Here is a 20,316-nt window from a genome sequence, read left to right as displayed (position 1 = left end):
CGAAAACGGGGGAGGCGGTACAGGGCCGCCGAAATTTCGGTCGCGGTAGATGTGACCGCCGGGTCATCATGACGACGTGATTCACGGACGCGATGGCTGGGCAGGTGTTGCCGCACCGCGCGGGCCGTGACGCGGTCCGCATGGGCCACCGACGAGAGGCAGAGAGAGATGGTCTACAGCGAGCAGGAAACGGCGGGCGCCCCGACGTGTTGGCACGCGGCCAGGTAATGCACGTCCCCGGTTGCGTCGACGCTTGATGTGAGGCTGTTTCCCATGTTCGATCCGGTCATAGCGCCCAGCGGTACGCTGCTCGGCCTGCTCCAGCGGGGCCGCGGCGACGGCACGCTGCACGCACTCACCGCCCCCCGCTCCGAGGCGCTGGCGGCGTTGAACCACTGTGTGCTGCGCGACCCGCGCCACGACTGGCAGGTGGAGAACCGCTCCCTTTACTACGCCCGCCTCTACCTCGACCTGCACGGCGGACTCGACGCCATCGAGGCTCACCTCTTCGATCCCGAGGACATCCTCGACACCGACGAGTCACGCACCGGACTCTCCCTCGCCGTCCTCGGCCACCTCGCCTCCTACGGCCGGCAGGACGCCCTCCACCTGTTGCGCAGGTACGCCGCTCAGGGCACCAACTGGGCCTGGGCCCTGGACGAACTGGCCCTCCGGGACGACGACGCGGGCCTGCGCGCCCTCGCCGCCCCCGTGCTCGCGCGGTTCGCCACCGACCCCGAGGGCGAGGCCGAACTGGCCGCGACCGTGCGCGACGCCTTCGAACCACGGCCCTGGCGGCTGTGGGCCGACGACCCGCGCCCCACCGTCTCCGCGCGCGTACGCGCCGCCCAGGAGGCCGGCTCCTTCGACCGCTGGCAACGGCAGATGCGTCCCACCGGGCCACGTCCCGGCTGGAGCGTCCAGGCCGTGTTCGAGTGGGCCCAGCAGGGCATGGACCGCGGTGCCGCGCTGCACGTGCCGGCCGCCCGCTGTCTGTCCGCCGTGGCCGGGCCCGAGGACCGGCCCGAGATCGTGCTGGCCGCCCAGGACGGCACCGACGGGGCCCGGTGCACGGCCCTGCGCTATCTCGCCGACAGCAACGATCCCGACGTCCTCGACCTGATCGAGGGCGCCGTGACCACCGGCACGACGGCCGTCGTGGAGGCCGCCGTCGACGCCTTCGAACGCATGCGCAGCATGGCCGCCGTGGAACGGGCCCGGGGCTGGGCCCACCGGCCCGACGCGCTGGGCGAGGCCGCCGGTCGGGTGCTCGCCTGCCGGGGCGGCACCCGGGACCGCGACCTGGTCCTCGCCGCACTGCGTGAGTCCGTACGGGGCGAGGGCCCCGACGCGACGACCTTGTGGACCCTCGTCGACGGCGCCGGACGCCTCGGCATCGTCTGCGCGGCCCCCGTGCTGCGCCACATCTACCGCGAGACCGCCTCCTCCCATCTGCGCGGCCGGGCAGCCCGGGCCCTCGCCGCCACCGATCCCTCCTTCGCCACCGGCTTCGCCGTCGAATGCCTCTGGGACTGCGAGGAGACCACCCGCGAGATCGCCGCCCGGCACGCCGAGACCGGAGACACCCGCGTCGTCGACCGCCTCCGCCGCCTGGCCGCCGACCCGGCGGAGGAGGCCGAGGTCCAGACCGCGGTCCGCAGCAGGATCGGCCCCGAGGAAACCGCTGTCTGACCCGGGAACTCCTCGAACGCCGGACGGGCTGACTTCCAGCCCGTCCGGCGTTTGAGGACGAGGCCCGCCAGGGCCGACAGGAGGGTCTGGGGGCGCGGCCCTCAGGGACCTCAGAACCCCCCGCGCCTCCGCGCGACGACGAACCGCACCGGCGTCCCCGGCCGGGCCTGCGCCGCAGCGGCCAGGTCGACGGGACGGACAACCCCTATCACCGGATAGCCGCCGGTCGTAGGGTGATCGGCGAGAAAGATCACCGGAGTCCCGGCCGGCGGCACCTGCACCGCCCCCAGCGCCACGCCCTCACTGGGCAGCTCCTCGTGCCGGGCCCGCTCCAGCACCGGCCCCGTGGTCCGCAGCCCGATGCGGTTGCTCGCCGGGGAGACGCGGAACGTGCCGGACGCGAACCGGCGCAGCGCCCCCGCCGTGAACCAGTCGTCGCGCGGACCGGGCGTCACGCGGAGGACGAGCTCGGCGGGCGGCGCCGGCTGCGGGGCCACGTCGACGCGCGCGTGGTAACCCGTCGGCGTCCCGAGCGGCAGCACCGCGCCGTCCGTCAGCGGGGCCGGGCCGAGACCGGAGAGCAGGTCCGTGGAGCGGCTGCCGAGCACCGGGTCGACGGCGACGCCCCCGGACACGGCCACGTAGGACCGCACGCCGTGATCCGCGGGGCCGACGTCCAGGACGGCGCCCGCGCGCACCCGCACCGGTGCGCCCCACGCGGCCGGACGCCCGTCCACCGTCACCCGGCAGGGCGCCCCGGTGACCGCGACCGTGAGGGGCGAGCGCGGGCGCACGGAACAGCCGTCGAGGGTGGTCTCCAGGACGGCCGCGTCCGGGCCGTTGCCGGCCAGCCGGTTGGCGAGCGCGGCCGCGGGACCGTCCAGCGCACCGGAGCGGGGGACACCGAGGTGGGCGTGGCCGGGACGGCCCCGGTCCTGCACGGTGGTCAGGGCTCCCGCCCGTACGACGGAGAGCGCGCGGTCCGTCATGTCACCGGCTCCGTCACGCCCATGGGGACGAAACGCACGCGAGTACCGGGCGAGAGCAGCGCCGCGGGCTCCCGGGTGTGGTCCCACAGGACCAGGCCGGTCGTGCCGATCAGCTGCCAGCCGCCGGGGGAGGAGCGCGGGTAGACGCCCGTGTACGGGCCCGCCAGCGCGACCGAGCCCGCCGGGACGGACGTGCGCGGCGCCGCCCGGCGGGGCACCTCGTAGCGGGCGGGAAGCCCGGTGAGGTAGCCGAAGCCGGGGGCGAACCCGCAGAACGCGACGCGGAACTCGGTGGCCGCGTGGATGCGGGCCACCTCGGGGACGGAGACACCCCAGTGCGCCGCGACGTCCGCCAGGTCCGGGCCGTCGTAGCGCACCGGGATCTCGACCGTGTCCGCCGGGCGTGGCGGCGCGGGCAGCACGGGCCGTGAGGTGAGGTCGGCGGCCAGCCGGGCGGGGTCCGGCAGGCCGTCGAGGAGGACCGTGCGGGCCCCCGGGACGATCTCACGGGCCGTCAGCGACCCCTCCGCGCGGCGGCGCAGCAGCTCGGCGAGGAGGGCCTGCGCCTCCTCGCCCGAGGCGACCTCGACGAGCAGCGCGTCCTCACCGACGGGCAGCGTCCTCATGCGAACGCCTCCACACGCACACCCGACGTCTCCAGGGCGTCCCGTACGCGCCGTGCCAGGTCCACCGCGCCCGGGGTGTCGCCGTGCAGGCACAGGGAACGGGCCCGCATCCCGATGCGCCGCCCCGACCGTGCGACGACCTCCCCGCGCCGGGCCAGGTCCACCGACCGCGTGAGGACGGCGCCGGGGTCGGTGATCACAGCACCCTGTTCGCCGCGTGGCACCAGCGTCCCCTCATCGGTGTACGCGCGGTCGGCGAACGCCTCCTCGACCGCGGGCAGTCCCGCCTTCCCGGCCAGCTCCAGCAGCCGTGAGCCGGGCAGGCCGAGCACCGGCAGCGTGGGCCCGGCGAGGACCACCCCGTCGACCACCGCGCGGGCCTGTTCCTCGTCCCGTACCGCCCGGTTGTAGAGCGCGCCGTGCGGCTTGACGTACGCCACGCGGCTCCCCGCCGCGCGGGCGAACACCTCCAGGGCGCCGATCTGATAGGCCACCTCGGCCGTCAGCTCGGCGGGCGGCACGTCCATCGGACGCCGGCCGAACCCCGCCAGGTCCCGGTAGGAGACCTGGGCGCCGATCCGCACGCCGCGCGCGGCGGCGAGCTCGCACACCCGGCGCATGGTGGGCGCGTCCCCGGCGTGGAAACCGCAGGCCACGTTGGCGCTGGTCACCACCGACAACAGCTGTTCGTCGTCGGTGAGCCGCCAGTGGCCGAAGCCCTCGCCGAGGTCGGCGTTCAGATCGATCGAGGTCATGGATCCTTCGTTTCTCTCTCCTGCTGGTGCCGCGCGGGCCGGTCAGACCACGCGGAACTGCTCGTCCCGGGCGTCGCCGAGGAACATCCGGCCCGGGGCGTGGGTGATCGCGAACGGCGGACGGGACGCCATGACCGCCGCCTGCGGGGTCACCCCGCACGCCCAGAACACCGGGATGTCGTCCGGTTCGAGGTCCACCCGGTCACCGAAGTCGGGCCGGGCCAGGTCGTCGATGCCCAGCCCGAACGGGGCGCCGCAGTGCACCGGGCCGCCGTGCACCGCCGGCATCAGACTGCTCTCCCGGATCGCCGCCGACAGGTGCGCGGGCGGCACCGGCCGCATCGACACCACCATCGGACCGCTCATCCGCCCCGCCGGACGGCACTGCCAACTCGTCACGTACATCGGAACGTTCCGGCCCTGCTCCACGTGCCGCAGCGGAACGCCGGCCGCCGCCAGCGCCCACTCGAACGTGAAGCTGCAGCCGATGAGGAACGACACCAGGTCGCCGCGCCAGTACGCCCGCACGTCCGTCGGCTCGTCCACCAGCCGGCCGTGCTCCCACACCCGGTAGCGCGGCAGATCGGTGCGCAGGTCGGCGTCGGCGGCGAGCACGGTGGAGGTGGAACCGGCGTCGGTGACGTCGAGGACCGGGCACGGCCGCGGGTTGCGCTGGCAGAACAGCAGCACGTCGTAGGCCCAGTCGGCGGGCACGGAGACCAGGTTGGCCTGGGTGTACCCGGCGGCCACGCCGGCCGTGGGGATCGCCAGGCCCTCCCGGAACCGGGCACGGGCCGTGCGCGGGCTCCACGCGCGCGTGGTGTCGTCGGAGAGGACCACGACGCGGTCGTCCACGGCGGTGCGTTCGCCGACGGCGGTGGCCACGCTGTCGTCGGCGGGGTTCACTCCAGCTCCTTCCCGCGCGTCTCCGGCAGCCCCAGCAGCGCCACCGCCGCCAGGCCGTACCCGATCGCGCCGAAGACCAGGGCCCCGCCCACGCCCCAGCTGTCGGCCAGGAAACCGACGGTGGTCGGGAAGACGGCGCCCACGGCACGCCCGGTGTTGTAGGTGAAGCCCTGTCCGGTGCCCCGCACCGCCGTCGGGTACAGCTCGCTCAGGTACGAGCCGAAGCCGCTGAAGATGGCCGACATGCAGAACCCGAGCGGGAAACCCAGCACCAGGACCAGGGTGTCGGCCCCGCTCGGGATGTTCGTGTACGCCACGATGCACACCGCCGACAGCAGGGCGAACAGCCAGATGTTGCGGCGACGGCCCAGCCGGTCGGTGAGGTAGCCGCCCGTCAGATAACCGAGGAAGGCACCGGAGATCAGGAACGTGAGGTAGCCGCCGGTGCCGACGACCGACAGGTCACGCTCGGACTTCAGGTAGGTCGGCACCCAGGTGGCGAGGGTGTAGTAGCCGCCCTGCACGCCGGTGGAGAGCAGAACGGCGAACAGTGTGGTGCGCAGCAGACCGGGAGAACCGTCACGAGCCGGCTGGAAGATCGCCGCGAACGAACCCGTCCGAGGGCTCCGCTCCCGCGCGGCGGCCGCCTCCGGGGCGTCGCGCACGCTGCGCCGCACCCACACCACGAGCAGCGCGGGCAGCGCGCCGGTCCAGAACATCACGCGCCAGGCCAGATCGCCGTCGACCAGGGAGAAGACGGCCGTGTACACGATCACGGCCAGGGCCCAGCCGACGGCCCAGGCGCTCTGCACCGCGCCGAGGGTGCGGCCCCGGTGCCGGGCGCCGGCGTACTCGGCGACCAGGATCGCGCCGACGGCCCACTCGCCGCCGAAGCCGAGGCCCTGGAGCGCCCGGAAGACCAGCAGCGTCTCGTAGTTGGGGGCGAAGCCGCAGGCCACGGTGAACACCGCGTAGGTGATCACGGTCAGCAGCAGTGCCCTGACCCGGCCGATGCGGTCCGCCAGTACGCCCGCGACGGCGCCGCCGACCGCGGAGACGAGCAGGGTCACGGTCGTCAGCAGACCGGTCTGGCCGCTGTTCAGACCGAAGTACGCCGACAGCGCGACCATCGTCAGCGGCAGAGTGAAGTAGTCGTACGAATCCAGGGCATAGCCGCCGAACGCGCCGCCGAAGGCGCGGCGGCCGCGCGGGCCCAGCGCGCGCAGCCAGCCGAACGCCCCGTCCACGGTGGGGGGTTCGGGCTTGACGGGGAGTGGTGAGTCGGTCAGGGCCCGCGATGGAGGGGTCGTGCTCATGGGCACCTCGCAGAGGGGGGACGGGAGGGTGCGGGAAGAGTGAGCCGTGCCACTGCCCAAGCAAGGTAGAGGATCGTTGAACGATCCTTCAATACCCCTGTTGTTTCGTTCTTCCGGGTGCGCTTGAATTCCGGCATGGCAGAGCGGATGAGCGGACTGGCCGACGACCGCGCCCTGTTGGGCCGCACCAGCACCGCCGAGCGCGTCGCGGACATCCTCAGGAGCCGCATCGCCGAGGGCTACTTCCCGCCCGGGACGCGCTTGTCGGAGGACAGCATCGGCGGTGCCCTCGGGGTCTCCCGCAACACGCTGCGGGAAGCGTTCCGGCTGCTCACGCACGAGCGGCTGCTCGTCCACGAGCTCAACCGGGGTGTGTTCGTCCGGGTGCTGACCGTCGAGGACGTCGAGGACATCTACCGGACCCGAAGGCTCGTCGAGTGCGCCGTCGTACGCGGTCTCGGCGAACCGCCCTACGCCCTCGACGGGCTCGCCGAGGCGGTCGAGGAGGGGCGGCGGGCGGCGCGCGAAGGTGACTGGAAAACGGTGGGTACGGCCAACATCCACTTCCACCAGGAGCTGGTCGCCCTGGCCTCCGGCGAGCGCACGGCCGAGCTGATGCGCAGCGTCTTCGCCGAACTGCGGCTCGCCTTCCACGTGGTGGACGAGCCCCAGCGGCTGCACGAACCGTACATCGCCCGAAACGTCGAGATCCTCCAGGCCCTTCAGGCGGGCGACCGGGACACGGCCGAGCGTCTGCTGGCGTCCTACCTCGACGTCTCACTGGAACGGGTGGTGGAGGTCTACCGGCGCCGCGTGGGCGAGGAGTAGCGGGCACCGGCCGGGCACACGACCGGCCGGCCGGCGACGGCGGTTCCGGGCGCCGGGCGGCGGGCCGACCGGTGAGGCGCCGAGGAGACGGTCCGTCCGCGTGGTGTCGGCGACGGTTCGGTGGGAACGGCGCCGGGGGTGGGCGGCCGGTGAGGCGCCGAGGGCATCTGCCTCGTTTGGGTCGTTGTCGGACCGAGGACCTAGTCTGTGCACCGTGACTTCGCCTGCACCGACGGACAGCGTTCCGCCCCAGCTCAGCGCGGGGCCGCGGCCCGCGCCGGGCCCGGCCGCCGACGAAGGCCTGGCGCGGCGGCTGCGCGCGCTCGCGTGCACCGCGCCGCTGCACGACCTGGACACCCGCAAGGCCAATCTCGCGGGCGAGTACTCGGTCTACGGCATGGCGGAGATCGCCCTCGCCGCCATCGACCTGGTCACACTCAACATGGACTTCGACACCGGCGCGGACCACGACCAGATCGTCGCCCGGATCGTCCCGCGCGTCGCCGCCCAGGCCCCGGACCGCCCCGCCGCCGAGCACGAGCGGGTGGCCCGCTGGGTCCTGGAGAACCTGATCAACGTCGGCAGCGTGGACCGCGGCTTCCGCGCCGTCTACGGCGTCTTCGGCGCGGACGGCACGTATGTGCGCCGCGACTACGACTTCAAGCTGATCGAAGAGGTCCCGGGCCCCGGCGGCACGGTGTACCTGCGCACCACCGACGAGGCGGTCAACGTCCTGGTCGGCGCCCTCGACACAGACGTCACCAGCGCCCAGATCGCCGCCGAGGTCAAGCTGGAGGTGCTGATCAGCCGGGGCCGGCTCGCCGACGCGCAGCTCGCCGCCGAACAGGCCCGGTACCGCACCGTGCAGTACTCCGAGACCCTGCGCCGCGCCCTGGAGGCCACCCGGCGCAACGTCCGCGCGGTGGACTGGCTCAGCGCCGTGCCCGACATGATCGCCGAAGCGCTCGACCACGTCGCCGACCGCTACCGCCACGAGAACGCGATCCTCACCAACATCCGCAAGGCCCGCGACGAGTCCGAGGACCCCGAGCACAAGCGCCGCGCCGCCGAGCTGGTCGACATCGTCAAGGACTGCATCCGGCGCCACACCCAGCTGCAGTCCCGGCTGCTGGAGGCGGGCCCGCTGTTCCGCGCCGAACAGGACCGGCAGGCCTTCGCCACGCCCGCCGCGACCGCCGGCACCGACCTCTACGGCCAGCTCCTCGCGCCCCTGCTGCCGCTCCCGGTCGAGCAGGCGTCCCGGGTCACCGACGCCTTCTTCGCCCGCGGCACCGGACTGCGCACACCCGTGTCCGTCCGGGTCGCCGACCTCGTCGAGATCCTGCTGACCCCGCCCGTGGAGCGTGAGCACCTCGGCGCCGAGATGCCCGAGCCGGACCTCATCGCCACCCCCGACGACAGCCGCTTCAGCGAGGAGCAGCTGGCGGCCGCCACCGAGCTGCTCGACCTGCCGGCCGACGCGCCGCGCCGGCTGTCCGGACTGCTCGCCGACGCCCGCCGTCAGGACCCCGAGCTGCCCTACCTGGTCGCCCTCCTGGCCGTGCACGCCGCCAGCCCGCCGGTCGGCACGGCGTACCGCCAGGGCGAGCGGAAGCTGCTGTTCGCCGTGGACGACGGCACCGACCTGGACGACCCCGAGTTCGGCGGCGCCGACCTCATCGTGGGCACGGCCCTGCTGGACGCGGCCGGCATGGCCGCGGACCGTACGGAGGCGGCATGACCGCGACCGCGGCACCCCGCACGCTCACCCCGCCCACCGACGCCCCCCGCACCGACCCTTACCGCACCGAGGAGCACCGACCGTGACCGAGCACGCCGACTGGAGCGAGCCGGAGCCCGCGCCGGCGAGCACCGCCGTCACGCCCGCCGACGCCGCCGACGCGGCCCGGCTCGTCGCCTTCGGCCTCCAGCCCAAGCTGCAGCCGGCCCGCGACCAGGAGTACGCCGACCTGCTGCGCCGCTACCGGGAGGACCCGCCGTTCGCGCGGCTCGCCGACGCCGTGGCCACCGGGCTCGGGCTGATCGTGCTGGAGGTGTCCCCGCGCGCCGGCATGGCCGTCACGGCAGCCGAGGACTCCGTCTTCGCCGTCCGCATGGGCGACTACGCGCGCCGCACCTCCGCCGACGGCGGCGACCGCTTCCTGCACGGCCTCGCCCACCTCGCCGTCGCCGCCATGGCCTTCCCCCGCCCGGAGGACCTCGCCGACGACGGTTACATCGGGCGCGTCACGGTCAACGGCGTCGACGCCTTCGTCCGCCAGGCCTGCCACCGTCTGGAGGAGCGGGCCGCCGAACAGGGCGAGAACACCGACCCGGTCAGCGACGCCCCCGGACTCGAGGCCGCCTGGCGGATCTGGGCCCGGCGCACCTCCACCGGCGCCACCAAGGACGCCCGCCGCCTTGCCGGTTCCACCACCGGCATCGTCGCCAAGGCCGTCTCCTTCCTGACCGACTCCGGCTTCCTCCAGCGCACCGGCGACGACAACGGCGGCACCTACCGCACCACCGCCCGCTACCAGCTCCAGGTCCGCGACATGGCGGGCGGCGCCGCCATGGCCGAACTGCTCGACCTCGGCGTCGTCCCGGTCACCGACGGCACCCCCACCCTGCTGCCCCCCGAGGACGGCGACGCCCTGGACCTGGTCGCCGACGCCGGCCTGCCCTTCCACTCCGCCTGACCCCCACCCCACGAAGCCTCACGAGAGTCCGCCATGTACGAGCTGTCCCGGGTCCGCCTCTACTCCATCGGACCGGCGGGCGCACGCTACGCCGACACCGTGCTCGACCTGCGCGGCGTCGGCGCCACCGTGCCCAACCCGGCGCCGACGCAGGCGGAGTTCTTCGCGGACGAGCCCGTCGGCCCGCCCCGCCGCCCCGCGCCCGCCGGGGTGCTCTTCCTGGAGAACGGCGGCGGCAAGTCCGTCCTGCTGAAGCTGATCTTCTCCGTGATGCTCCCTGGCCACCGCAACACCCTCGGCGGCGCCAGCTCCGGCGTGCTGCGCAAGTTCCTGCTCGCCGACGACTGCGGCCATGTCGCGCTCGAATGGCAGCACGTACAGACCGGCGAGTGCGTCGTCGTCGGCAAGGCCAGCGAGTGGCGGGGCCGTCAGGTCTCCAACGACCCCCGCAAGTTCGCCGAGGCCTGGTACTCCTTCCGGCCCGGGCCCGGACTCAGCCTGGACAGCCTCCCCGTCGCCGAGGCCACGTCCGTGCGCCCGCCCGTCGAGGGACAGTCCGGAGCGCGCGGCCGGCGCCGCACCATGAAGGGCTTCCGCGACGCCCTCACCGAGGCCGGCAAGACCTACCCGCACCTGGAGGTGCACTGGGAGGAAATCCACGAGCGCTGGACCGAGCACCTCGGCGACCTCGGGCTCGACCCCGAACTCTTCCGCTACCAACGGGAGATGAACGCCGACGAGGGCGAGGCGGCCGGCCTCTTCGCGGTGAAGAAGGACTCCGACTTCACTGACCTGCTGCTGCGCGCCGTCACCGACACCCGCGACACGGACGGGCTCGCCGACCTCGTCAGCGGCTTCGGCAACAAACTGGGCCGGCGTGCCGAACTCATCGCCGAACGCGACTTCACCGCCGGGTCCGTCGACCTGCTGGGCCGCATCGTCGAGGCCGCCGAGGCCCGCGCCCGCGCACGGGACATCCACACCGCCGCCGAACGCCGCACCCGTACGCTGGCCCGCCGGCTCTCCGCGCGCGGCGCCCAGGAGCGCCGGCGCGCGGCCGACCTCGCCCAGCGCGTCACCGCGGCCGCGCACGCGGTCACCCACGCCGACACCGCCCGCGGGCACAGCGCGCTCGTCTCCGCCGAACTCGCCTACCGGCACGCCTCCCTGGCACTGGCCGCCGCCGAGAAGTCCGCCGCCGCCCAGAAGCGCGAACTGGCCGACGCCCGCACGCTGTACTCCGCCTGGCAGGCCGCAGAGTCCGTGCTGCGCCACCGCGCCGCCGCCGACCGGGTCGCGCGGGTGTCCGCCGCGATCCAGGAGGCCGAGCGGGACGCCGCCCCGGCCCTGGCCGCCCGCGCCAAGGCCGCCGTCGACCTGGTCCGCGCCCTGCACGCGGCCGCGCGGAACGCCGAGAACCACGCCAACGAGGAGGAGCAGCGGTCGGCCGCGCTCCAGGAGGCCGGTGACACCGCCCACCGCGACTCCACCGCCGCCGCCACCGAGGCGCAGCGCGCCCGCAGCGAGATCGGACACCTGCGCCAGCGGCTCACCGAGGTCGAGCAGGAGACCGCGGAGGCCGTCCGGGCCGGCTGGCTCGACGACAGCGCACCCGACGCCGACCCGGCCCGTGCCGCCCTCGCTGCCAGCGACGCCGAGAAGACCGCCGTCGCGGCCTGGGACACCGCGCGGGAGGCCGCCCGCCGGGCCACCGAGCACGCCCGCGAGGCGGCCGCCGCGGAGAGCCGCGCGGAACTCACCGCGGCCCGCGCCGCCGACGCGGCCACGGCGGCCGAGCGCGCCCACGAGAGCGAGCGCCGCACCGCCGAGTCCCTCGCCGCCGAACAGCGGCTGGCCGAGCTGCTGAGCCTGCCGGGTGTCACCGCCGCCCGCCGGACCGCCGTACCGGGCCAGCGCACGGACACCGGCACCGCCGCGGACGCCTCCCGCGAAGGCGCCTTGAGCGGGGAGGAACTCGACCGCTTCGCCGACGAGTTGCGAGAGCTGCTCGACGACGCCGTGTCCTCCGCCGAACGGCAGCTGTTCGACCTGCGCACCGCCGCCGCGGACGACTCCCGGATCCTCGGCGCGCTCGGCGACGGCGGTCTGCTGCCGCCCGGTCCGGACGTGCTGGCGACCGTCGAGTTCCTCGGCGAGCACGGCATCCCCGCCCTCCCCGGCTGGCGCTACCTCGCCCAGGCCGTCGACCCCGCCGACCACGCGCGCGTCCTGGCCGCCCGCCCCGAACTGGTCGACGGCGTCGTCATCACCGACCCGGACTCCCACGTCCGCGCCCGCGAGGCACTGAGCGACGCCGCCCTGCTGCCCCGGTCCGCCGTCGCCGTCGGCACGGCCGCCGCCCTGCTCGCCCCGACGCCCGCGTCCGACGCCGGTGACGTCTTCCTCGTCCCGCCGAACCCGGCCATGCACGACGAGCACGCCGCCGACGAGGAACGGCAGGCGTTGCGCGCCCGCGCCGCCGAGCGGGACGAGGAGATCCGGGCGCTCGCCGCCCGGCTCGGCAAGGACCGCGAGCTGGCCGCGCGGCTCGCCTCCTGGCGCACCGGCTGCCCCGCCGGCCGGCTCACCGAGCTGGCCGACACGGCCCGGCAGGCACGGACGTTCGCCGAGGAGGCCGAGGCCGAACTGGCGGAGGCGCGCGGCCTACGGGCCGAGGCCGAGGAGACGGCGGCCGAGGCGGTCCGGGTCCGCGACGAACGCCAGGAGGCCGCCCAGAAGGCCCGGCGCGCCGCCGACGCACTCGCCGGACTCGCCTTCCGGCTGCGCGAGCGCGCCGGATGGCAGGCCAAGCTGCGCGAACTGGCCGACGACGCCGCCGAGGCCGAGGCCCGCGCCCAGTCCTGCCTGGAGCGGGCCCGCGCCGCCGACGAGGACCGGCGCGCCGCGCAGCGGGCCGCCGACGACGCACGGCGCACCGCCCGCACCCTGCGCGCGGAGCGCTCCGAGATCGCCGGCGCCCCCGACGACCTGCCCGAGGAGTCCGACGGCGCCCCGCAGGCGTCCCTGCCCGCCCTGCGGGAGGCCTACCGTGCCGCGTCCCAGCTGTACGAGAAGGTCGGCGTCGGCGCCGACCTGCGCGCCGAACAGGCCCGCGCCGAGAGCGACGAGAGCGCGGCGCGCGCCGAACTCGACCGGCTGAGCAACAAGGTCCGCACCCGCGCCGAGCAGCTGCTCCAGTCGCCCGACGGGTCCGACGGCCCCAGCCGGCAGGCCGCGGCCGCCCGCGCGGAGGAACTGGTCCAGCTCCTGGAGACCCGCATGTCCGGCGCGAGCGAGCAGCTCGGCCGGCTCCGCGGTGAGGCGGAGCGCCTCGCCCCCGCGGACGGCGAGGCGCACACCGGCCTCCCCGAGGAACTCGTCCCGCGCGACGCCGAGCACGCCCAGGCCCTCCTGCGCACCGCCACCACCGAACTCGCCACCCGTGAGGAGGAGCTGAGCCAGGCGCGGGACGCGCACGCCGAACTGCTCTCGGCCCACCGGTCCGCCGAGGACGCGGCCGGCGGCTTCGACGAGATCGCCGCCATGCTCCGCGACCTGCTGCGCGAACACACCGTCGAGGAGGAGCAGGAGCAACCCGAGCCCTATCCGGGCGGTCTGGACGACGCCCGGCGTTCCGCCGCCGAGGCCCGCCGCTCGCTGCGCGGCTGCGCCGCCGACCTGTCGGCCGCCGAGTCCGCCGTGCGCGAGGCGAGCGACGTCCTGGTCCGGCACGCCAACGCCACCCGCTTCGAGCAGGTCCGCACCCCGGCGCGCCAGCAGATCCGGGAACTGCCAGCGTCCGCGCTGCCGGAACACGCCCAGAAGTGGGCCGACGCCTTCGCCCCCCGGCTCCGGGTACTCACCGACGAGCTGGAGCAGCTGGAACGCAACCGCGACTCGATCGTGGACCGGCTGCGGGGTCTGGTCGAGTCCGCCCTCGCCACCCTGCGCTCCGCCCAGCGGCTGTCCCGGCTCCCCGAGGGCCTGGGGGAGTGGTCGGGGCAGGAGTTCCTGCGCATCCGCTTCGAGGAGCCCGACCAGGCCACGCTCACCGAGCGCCTTGGCGAGGTCATCGACGAGGCGACCAGAGCGGCCGTCAGGAAGAACTCCGACCTGCGGCGGGACGGCATGTCCCTGCTGCTGCGCGGAGTCGCCGCCGCGCTGCGCCCGAAGGGCGTCGCCGTCGAGATCCTCAAGCCCGACGCGGTGCTGCGCGCCGAGCGGGTGCCGGTCGGACAGATGGGCGACGTGTTCTCCGGCGGACAGCTGCTCACCGCTGCCATCGCCCTGTACTGCACGATGGCGGCGCTGCGCTCCAACGACCGAGGGCGGGACAAGCACCGGCACGCCGGCACGCTGTTCCTGGACAACCCCATCGGCCGGGCCAACGCCACCTACCTGCTGGAGCTCCAACGGGCCGTCGCCGACGCGCTCGGCGTGCAGCTGCTGTACACCACCGGGCTGTTCGACACCACGGCGCTGGCGGAGTTCCCGCTGGTCATCCGGTTGCGCAACGACGCCGACCTCAGGGCGGGCCTGAAGTACATCAGCGTGGAGGAGCACCTGCGGCCCGGGCTTCCCCAACCCGACCCGGGCGAGGAGACACACAGCGAGATCACGGCGACCCGCATGTTCAAGCGCCCGGCCCCGGCGTCGGGCTGAACACCGGCCCCGGCGCTTGACCGAGCATCGGGCCCGGCGCCCGGCTGCACGCGGGCCCGGCGCCCGGCTGGACGCCGGCCCGGCGCCCGGCTGCACGCTGGTCCGGAGCCCGGGTGAACGGTGACCCGGAGCCCGGCCGAGCGTCGGCCCCAGTACCCGGCGGAACCCGTTTCCGGCGCCCGGCTGAACACCGGCCCGGCGCCCGGCTGCACGCTGGTCCGGAGCCCGGGTGAACGGTGACCCGGAGCCCGGCCGAGCGTCGGCCCCAGTACCCGGCGGAACCCGTTTCCGGCGCCCGGCTGAACACCGGCCCGGCGCCCGGCTGAACACCGGCCCAGCGCCCGGCTGAACACCGGCCGGGCGCCGGGCGCCGTCAAGTGACGCCAGGGGTCAGGCCACGGCCGCCCTCAGAAGCCGTACCCCATCCGCCGCGACAGTTCGGCCGCCGCCGCGGCCGTGCGGGCGCCCAGGCGGGGCAGCCGGTCCGGAGTCAGTCGGTACACCGGCCCCGAGGCGCTGATCGCGGCGATCACCGCACCGTCGTGCGCGCGGACCGGCGCCGCCACGGCGACGAGGCCGAGCTCCAGCTCCTCCCGGGTGGAGGCGTACCCCTGCTCGGCCGCCCGCTCCAGCTCGCCGCGCAGCAGCGACGCCTCGGTGAGGGTGTGGTCCGTGAACCGGTGCAGCGGGCGGCTCAGATAGTCCTCGCGGAGCGCGGGCGTCATGTGGGCCAGAAACACCTTGCCGCTGGATGTCGCGTGCAGCGGCGTGCGCCGGCCCAGCCAGTCCTGCGCCGTCACCGAGGCCGTACCGCGCGCCTGCATGATGTTGACGGCGGCGAAGTCGTCCAGCACCGCGGTGTTCACCGTCTCGCCCAGCTCGTCGGCGAGGTCCCGGCAGACCGGGACACCCTCCTGCGAGACGTCCAGCCGTACGGCCGCGGCTCCGGCGAGACGCAGTACGCCGGCCCCCAGGTGGTACTTGCCGCGGTCCCCGGCCTGCGCCACCAGACCGCGGTTCTCCAGCACACCGAGCAGCCGGAAGGCGGTGGACCGGTGCACGCCCAGTTCGTCGGCGATCTCCGTGACACCCGCCTCGCCACGCCGGGCGAGGATCTCCAGCACACTCACGGCGCGGTCCACGGACCGCACGGCGCCGCTCGCTGTCGTCCCCTGCTCGCCGGGCTGCCGCGCGCGGGTCATGGCCGGTCCCCATCCATCCGAACGCCCGGTGCACGCCGTGACCGGCGGCCTCCGGCCCCGCGGCAGGACGACCGCCCTGTCTCCGGGGCCCGATCGCGCACCGCACTCACCTGTGCGTCATACGACATGCCACCATACCGGCCGCCCACGCCGGGGAGGGGCGGCAGCGATCACGTTCTTCCCGCGGGAACGCGAGGCAGACGCCGGTGTGTCGCGTTACGGGTGCGACAACTGCCCGGCCCTGCCCCGCCGGCGTATGCGGGCCTGCGCACGCTGGGCGGAGCGCTCCTGACGGCGGGCCTGGCGCCGCTCACGGCGCAGCGCCCGCGCCGTGCTGCTGGGCGTGGACACCACGCCGTGTCGCTGGTTCCACACCTGGCGGGTCACCCAGACGTCGAGCGCCGCCCAGGTGGCCGCGATCGTGCTCACGACGCTGCTGATGACCATCGGGAACGCCGGCCAGGACTCGGCCAGCGTGCACAGCAGGGCCACCATGGCCTGGATCAAGGTCACCGCGATGACGAGCACCGCGCGCACGGCGGCCGTCCGCACCGGATCGGGCAGCCTGCGCCGCCGCGCCGGCTCCTCCACCCACAGCGGCCGGTACGCGGTCCGGTCCGCGGAGCCCTCCTGCGCCTTCTGCCCGGCCGCACCACCGCCGCGTCCGCCGGTCTCCCGCCGCCCGGAGGCGGGCGCGGCGCGCTCCACCACCGCGGCGTCCGGCCGCGTCGTCGTCCCGCCCGCCGCCCTGCCGTCCTCGGGCGCCTCGCGCCGCTCCGCCGTGCCCATCACCCTTGTCACTCCCCACCGCCGCCAGCCCACTGCTGATGTCCGAAGACCCGGCTCCCCTTTGGCTGCCCGGCTTGCGCTGTTTTACGCCGCCCGGGTGCGGGACACGGCTCCTGTGGCCGATTCCGCCCCCATGTCCCACAGAGAAGGACGCGCGGACCGCCGTGAAGATTCCCGGCTGAGAAAGATTTCAGCCAACCACCCCCGAAAATGGGGGAGAAAGAGCCAGGAACGACCTCCCGGAATGCGGGAGGCAATCTCCCGCAATGCCCGGACAACTCCACCTGTTCCGACGCCCTGCCGGAATCGAACCCTCCGGCCGGGTCTTCGAGTTGACCCCGGGGCGGTAGTAGGCTCGCGCCGTTTGTTGACGCACATGTGTGCCCCCGGTCACCCGGGGGGCCGAGCTGGGGGAGGCCATGCGCTTTCGCGGGAAGTCCATCCGCCGGAAGATCGTGGCGCTGCTCCTCGTGCCGCTGGTGTCCCTGACCACGCTCTGGGCCTTCACCACCGTGATCACGAGCCGCGAGGCGAGCCACCTGTTCGACGTCTCGTCGGTGATGGAGGAGGTCGGCTACCCCGTCGAGGACACCGTCCGTGTCCTGCAGCAGGAACGCCGCCAGACCCTCGTCCATCTCGCCGACCCCCGCGCCTCCGACGGCCTCACCGCCCTCAAGCGCAGCCGCACCGCCACCGACAGGGCCGTGGCAGCCGTCCGCAGGAACGCCTCCGGCGGTGACGTACGCGAGGCCATGCACGGAGACTCCGGCAAACTCGACGCCGCCCTCGACTCCTTCGAGGGCATCCAGTCCCTGCGCCGGAGCGTCGACGACGGCACCCTCGACCGGCGCCAGGCCCTCGACCTCTACAACCGCCTGATCGACCCCTGCTACGTGCTGCTGGCCGACCTGCACGTGGTCGAGGACGTCGAACTCGACAAGCAGTACCGCGCCCTGGTGAACCTGGCCCGCGCCCGCGAACTGCTCTCCCGCCAGGACGCCCTGCTCGGCTCCGCCCTGATCGTCGGCAGGCTGTCCCCCACCGAGGTCCGGGACGTCTCCGACCTGACGGCCCAGCGCACCCTTCTGTACGACGTCGCCCTGCCCCAGCTCCCCGCCGACGAGCGCGACCGGTACGAGACGTTCTGGAGCAACGCAGCGACCGCCCCGCTGCGGGTGGGCGAGCAGGCCGCCGTCTTCGCCGAGGACGGAACACCCCGCGGGGTCACCGCCACCAGCTGGGACACCGCCGCCGGCAAGGTGCTCGCCGAGCTCGGCACCCTCAACGACCAGGCCGGCGACCGCTACCAGGAGCGGGTGCGGCCCGTCGCCATGGGCGTCATCGCCAAGGCCGTCGCCGCCGGTGTGCTCGGTCTGGCCGCCCTGCTCGTCTCCCTGTTCCTCTCCGTGCGCGTGGGCCGGAAACTCATCCGCGACCTCAGGCAGTTGCGCCTGGAGGCCCACGAAGCCTCCGGCGTGCGGCTGCCCAGCGTGATGCGCCGCCTCTCGGGCGGTGAACAGGTCGACGTCGAGACCGAGGTCCCGCGCCTGGAGTACGACAGGAACGAGATCGGTGAGGTCGGCCAGGCCCTCAACACCCTCCAGCGCGCCGCCGTCGAGGCCGCCGTCAAGCAGGCCGAACTGAGGGCCGGCGTCTCCGAGGTGTTCGTGAACCTCGCCCGCCGCAGCCAGGTCCTGCTGCACAAGCAGCTCACCCTGCTCGACGCCATGGAACGCAGGACGGACGACACCGAGGAACTCGCCGACCTGTTCCGGCTGGACCATCTGACCACCCGTATGCGCCGGCACGCCGAGGGCCTGGTGATCCTCTCCGGTGCCGCCCCCTCCCGGCAGTGGCGCAAGCCCGTGCAGCTGATGGACGTGGTGCGCGCCGCCGTCGCCGAGGTCGAGGACTACGAGCGCATCGAGGTCCGCCGCCTGCCCAGGGTCGCCGTCACCGGACCGGCCGTCGCGGACCTCACCCACCTGGTCGCCGAACTGCTGGAGAACGCCACGGTGTTCTCCCCGCCGCACACCGCCGTGCAGGTCGTCGGTGAGCGCGTCGCCAACGGCTTCACCCTGGAGATCCACGACCGGGGCCTCGGCATGGCCGCCGACACCCTCCTCGACGCCAACCTCCGGCTCGCCGAGACCCCCGAGTTCGAACTCTCCGACACCGACCGGCTCGGCCTGTTCGTGGTCAGCCGGCTCGCCCAGCGCCAGAACGTCCGGGTGTCCCTGCAGCCGTCCCCGTACGGCGGCACCACGGCCGTCGTCTTCATCCCGGACGCGCTGCTCACCGACGACGTCCCCGACACCAACGGCGTCGGATTCCGTCTGGACCGCCCGCGCCGCTCGGCGGAGAAGGAGCCGGCGGAGAGCCGCCGCGCCGCGCTCTCCCAGGTGCCCGTGGCGCTGCCCGGCCTGCCCGCCTCCGTGCTGGACGGGCCGGTCGAACTGGAGGCGCCCGTCGACCTGGACGCCCTCGACGGCTTCCCCGGCGGTCTGGGCGACGAGGACGGGGAAGGTGGTCTCTTCCGGCCCCGCAGCACCCGCCCCGCCGACGAACGGTCCGGCCGCGAAGACGACCGGCAGGACCCCGACCACGGCCGTGCGTCGGGCCCTGGCGGACGGGACACGGAAACCGGTGAGCGGGGGAGCGCTCCCGTGCCCCTCACCCGCAGGGCGACCCCCAAGCTGGTCAGCTCCCACGGCCGCCCGGTCCGCGACCAGCGTGCCCGGGGCGGACGGCCGGACGACGACACGGCCGCGCAGCCGCACACCCGGCCCGACGCGGACGAGCCTCCCCCGCTGCCGGCCCGGCGCCGCGGCGAGACCACGGCGGGCGGCCGGGGCATCGGCCGTACCGGCAAGGAACCGATCGCCTCGCTCCCCGGCCGCGCCCGCACCGGTGCACCGGCGCCGGACCCGGAGCAGCCGGACGCGGGAACACCGCCGCCGCTGCCCGCCCGCCGGCGGACCGCCGCCGCCCGGCCCGCCGGACCGGTGGGGGAGCGCGACCGCCCCCCCGCGACCGCCGGCCCCGCCCGCGGCACCCCGGCGCAGCCCCCGGCCGGACCGCCCGGCCCCACCGGCCGCCCCGCGACCGCGGACGGCGGCCCCGACGACTCCTCTCCGGTCACCGACGACACGGACACCGGCACACCGCCGCCCGACGAGGCGGCCCTGCCCCGGCGCGTGCGGCAGGCCAGCCTGGCCCCGCAGCTCAAGCGCGACGCCGCGACCCGCAGAACCGACCGGGCCCGGCCCGTCGAACGGGACGCGGACGACGTGCGCAGCCGCATGGCCTCGCTCCAGCGAGGCTGGCAGCGCGGCCGCGAGGAGAACGCCGCGGGCGACGACGCCGGCAGCGGCACAGCACCACGACGAGGGAACAAGGGGGACGGTCGATGACCGAACCGAGCGCCACCGGCCACACCACGACCGACAAGGGGGAGCTGAACTGGCTCCTCGACGACCTGGTGGACCGCGTCGCCAGCATCCGCAAGGCGATCGTGCTCTCCGGCGACGGCCTGCCCACGGGGGCGTCCAAGGACCTCACCCGGGAGGACAGCGAGCACCTGGCCGCCGTCGCCTCCGGCTTCCACAGCCTCGCCAAGGGCGTGGGCCGGCACTTCGAGGCCGGTGAGGTCCGCCAGACCGTCGTCGAACTCGACGAGGCGTTCCTGTTCGTCACCGCGGCCGGCGACGGCAGCTGCCTCGCGGTCCTCGCCGACGCCGACTCCGACGTCGGCCAGGTCGCCTACGAGATGACCCTCCTGGTGAAGCGGGTCGGCGCGCATCTGGGCGCCGCGCCACGCACCGATCTGCCCTCGGGCGGGTAGTGGGACGA

The 20,316-nt window shown here is 74.7% G+C and carries 14 protein-coding genes; 7 read left to right on the top strand and 7 right to left on the bottom strand.

Annotated elements, in window-relative coordinates; all coding sequences use genetic code 11:
* Nucleotides 1-273: 273 nt before the first annotated feature.
* Nucleotides 274-1,692, top strand: a complete 1,419-nt coding sequence (locus tag ACIF8S_RS22645) for a HEAT repeat domain-containing protein (RefSeq protein WP_400001266.1) — start codon at nucleotides 274-276, stop codon at nucleotides 1,690-1,692.
* 110 nt (nucleotides 1,693-1,802) lie between these two features.
* Here the strand turns inward: ACIF8S_RS22645 and ACIF8S_RS22640 are convergent, their stop codons facing one another.
* The 5 genes from ACIF8S_RS22640 to ACIF8S_RS22620 are packed head-to-tail and all read right to left on the bottom strand — an operon-like array spanning nucleotide 1,803 to nucleotide 6,284.
* On the bottom strand, nucleotides 1,803-2,681 hold the full coding sequence (locus tag ACIF8S_RS22640) for a biotin-dependent carboxyltransferase family protein (protein WP_400001264.1): 879 nt from the start codon (nucleotides 2,679-2,681) through the stop codon (nucleotides 1,803-1,805).
* Nucleotides 2,678-3,307 carry an allophanate hydrolase subunit 1 gene (locus ACIF8S_RS22635; RefSeq protein ID WP_400001262.1) on the bottom strand — a complete coding sequence of 210 codons (630 nt, stop codon included), beginning with the start codon at nucleotides 3,305-3,307 and terminating at the stop codon, nucleotides 2,678-2,680. Before ACIF8S_RS22635 ends, ACIF8S_RS22640 begins: the two co-directional genes overlap by 4 nt.
* Nucleotides 3,304-4,062, bottom strand: coding sequence for a LamB/YcsF family protein (locus ACIF8S_RS22630; RefSeq protein WP_400001260.1), 759 nt, complete (start codon nucleotides 4,060-4,062; stop codon nucleotides 3,304-3,306). Before ACIF8S_RS22630 ends, ACIF8S_RS22635 begins: the two co-directional genes overlap by 4 nt.
* Nucleotides 4,063-4,104: 42 nt before the next feature.
* Nucleotides 4,105-4,968 (bottom strand): putative hydro-lyase, encoded by an 864-nt coding sequence (locus tag ACIF8S_RS22625; protein ID WP_400001258.1) that lies wholly within the window; start codon nucleotides 4,966-4,968, stop codon nucleotides 4,105-4,107.
* Nucleotides 4,965-6,284: an MFS transporter gene (locus ACIF8S_RS22620; RefSeq protein WP_400001256.1), complete on the bottom strand. Its 1,320-nt coding sequence runs from the start codon at nucleotides 6,282-6,284 to the stop codon at nucleotides 4,965-4,967. Before ACIF8S_RS22620 ends, ACIF8S_RS22625 begins: the two co-directional genes overlap by 4 nt.
* A 135-nt stretch (nucleotides 6,285-6,419) precedes the next feature.
* Here ACIF8S_RS22620 and ACIF8S_RS22615 point away from each other — a divergent pair, with 135 nt between their 5' ends.
* The 4 genes from ACIF8S_RS22615 to ACIF8S_RS22600 all read left to right on the top strand — a co-directional run bounded on the left by ACIF8S_RS22615 (nucleotide 6,420) and on the right by ACIF8S_RS22600 (nucleotide 14,473).
* On the top strand, nucleotides 6,420-7,112 hold the full coding sequence (locus ACIF8S_RS22615; protein WP_400001254.1) for a GntR family transcriptional regulator: 693 nt from the start codon (nucleotides 6,420-6,422) through the stop codon (nucleotides 7,110-7,112).
* 214 nt (nucleotides 7,113-7,326) lie between these two features.
* Nucleotides 7,327-8,853: a hypothetical protein gene (locus tag ACIF8S_RS22610; protein WP_400001252.1), complete on the top strand. Its 1,527-nt coding sequence runs from the start codon at nucleotides 7,327-7,329 to the stop codon at nucleotides 8,851-8,853.
* An 82-nt stretch (nucleotides 8,854-8,935) separates the two neighbouring features.
* Nucleotides 8,936-9,811 (top strand): hypothetical protein, encoded by an 876-nt coding sequence (locus ACIF8S_RS22605; RefSeq protein WP_400001251.1) that lies wholly within the window; start codon nucleotides 8,936-8,938, stop codon nucleotides 9,809-9,811.
* A gap of 33 nt (nucleotides 9,812-9,844) precedes the next feature.
* Complete coding sequence (locus ACIF8S_RS22600; protein WP_400001249.1) at nucleotides 9,845-14,473, top strand: hypothetical protein; 4,629 nt, start codon at nucleotides 9,845-9,847, stop codon at nucleotides 14,471-14,473.
* Between the two features lie 407 nt (nucleotides 14,474-14,880).
* Here ACIF8S_RS22600 and ACIF8S_RS22595 read toward each other — a convergent pair whose 3' ends face one another.
* Nucleotides 14,881-15,675, bottom strand: coding sequence for an IclR family transcriptional regulator (locus ACIF8S_RS22595; protein WP_400001248.1), 795 nt, complete (start codon nucleotides 15,673-15,675; stop codon nucleotides 14,881-14,883).
* Between the two features lie 216 nt (nucleotides 15,676-15,891).
* Nucleotides 15,892-16,464, bottom strand: coding sequence for a hypothetical protein (locus tag ACIF8S_RS22590; RefSeq protein WP_400001246.1), 573 nt, complete (start codon nucleotides 16,462-16,464; stop codon nucleotides 15,892-15,894).
* 419 nt (nucleotides 16,465-16,883) lie between these two features.
* On the opposite strand from ACIF8S_RS22590, the gene ACIF8S_RS22585 reads away from it, so the two are divergent.
* Together ACIF8S_RS22585 and ACIF8S_RS22580 are read left to right on the top strand one after the other, a co-directional pair.
* Complete coding sequence (locus ACIF8S_RS22585) at nucleotides 16,884-19,877, top strand: nitrate- and nitrite sensing domain-containing protein (protein WP_400001244.1); 2,994 nt, start codon at nucleotides 16,884-16,886, stop codon at nucleotides 19,875-19,877.
* Nucleotides 19,874-20,308 (top strand): roadblock/LC7 domain-containing protein, encoded by a 435-nt coding sequence (locus ACIF8S_RS22580; RefSeq protein WP_024887296.1) that lies wholly within the window; start codon nucleotides 19,874-19,876, stop codon nucleotides 20,306-20,308. Before ACIF8S_RS22585 ends, ACIF8S_RS22580 begins: the two co-directional genes overlap by 4 nt.
* Nucleotides 20,309-20,316: the final 8 nt, after the last annotated feature.

Origin of the sequence: Streptomyces sp. NPDC085937 (assembly GCF_044540535.1) — a bacterium.
Lineage (GTDB): Bacteria > Actinomycetota > Actinomycetes > Streptomycetales > Streptomycetaceae > Streptomyces.
This window is presented reverse-complemented; position numbering and strand designations above follow the sequence as displayed.

Coding starts and splice junctions, on each gene's coding strand:
- ACIF8S_RS22595 (WP_400001248.1), bottom strand. CDS start 15,675: ATGACCCGCGCGCGGCAGCCCGGCGAGCAGGGGACGACAGCGAGCGGC.
- ACIF8S_RS22645 (WP_400001266.1), top strand. CDS start 274: ATGTTCGATCCGGTCATAGCGCCCAGCGGTACGCTGCTCGGCCTGCTC.
- ACIF8S_RS22620 (WP_400001256.1), bottom strand. CDS start 6,284: ATGAGCACGACCCCTCCATCGCGGGCCCTGACCGACTCACCACTCCCC.
- ACIF8S_RS22640 (WP_400001264.1), bottom strand. CDS start 2,681: ATGACGGACCGCGCGCTCTCCGTCGTACGGGCGGGAGCCCTGACCACC.
- ACIF8S_RS22600 (WP_400001249.1), top strand. CDS start 9,845: ATGTACGAGCTGTCCCGGGTCCGCCTCTACTCCATCGGACCGGCGGGC.
- ACIF8S_RS22635 (WP_400001262.1), bottom strand. CDS start 3,307: ATGAGGACGCTGCCCGTCGGTGAGGACGCGCTGCTCGTCGAGGTCGCC.
- ACIF8S_RS22580 (WP_024887296.1), top strand. CDS start 19,874: ATGACCGAACCGAGCGCCACCGGCCACACCACGACCGACAAGGGGGAG.
- ACIF8S_RS22630 (WP_400001260.1), bottom strand. CDS start 4,062: ATGACCTCGATCGATCTGAACGCCGACCTCGGCGAGGGCTTCGGCCAC.
- ACIF8S_RS22615 (WP_400001254.1), top strand. CDS start 6,420: ATGGCAGAGCGGATGAGCGGACTGGCCGACGACCGCGCCCTGTTGGGC.
- ACIF8S_RS22585 (WP_400001244.1), top strand. CDS start 16,884: ATGCGCTTTCGCGGGAAGTCCATCCGCCGGAAGATCGTGGCGCTGCTC.
- ACIF8S_RS22590 (WP_400001246.1), bottom strand. CDS start 16,464: ATGGGCACGGCGGAGCGGCGCGAGGCGCCCGAGGACGGCAGGGCGGCG.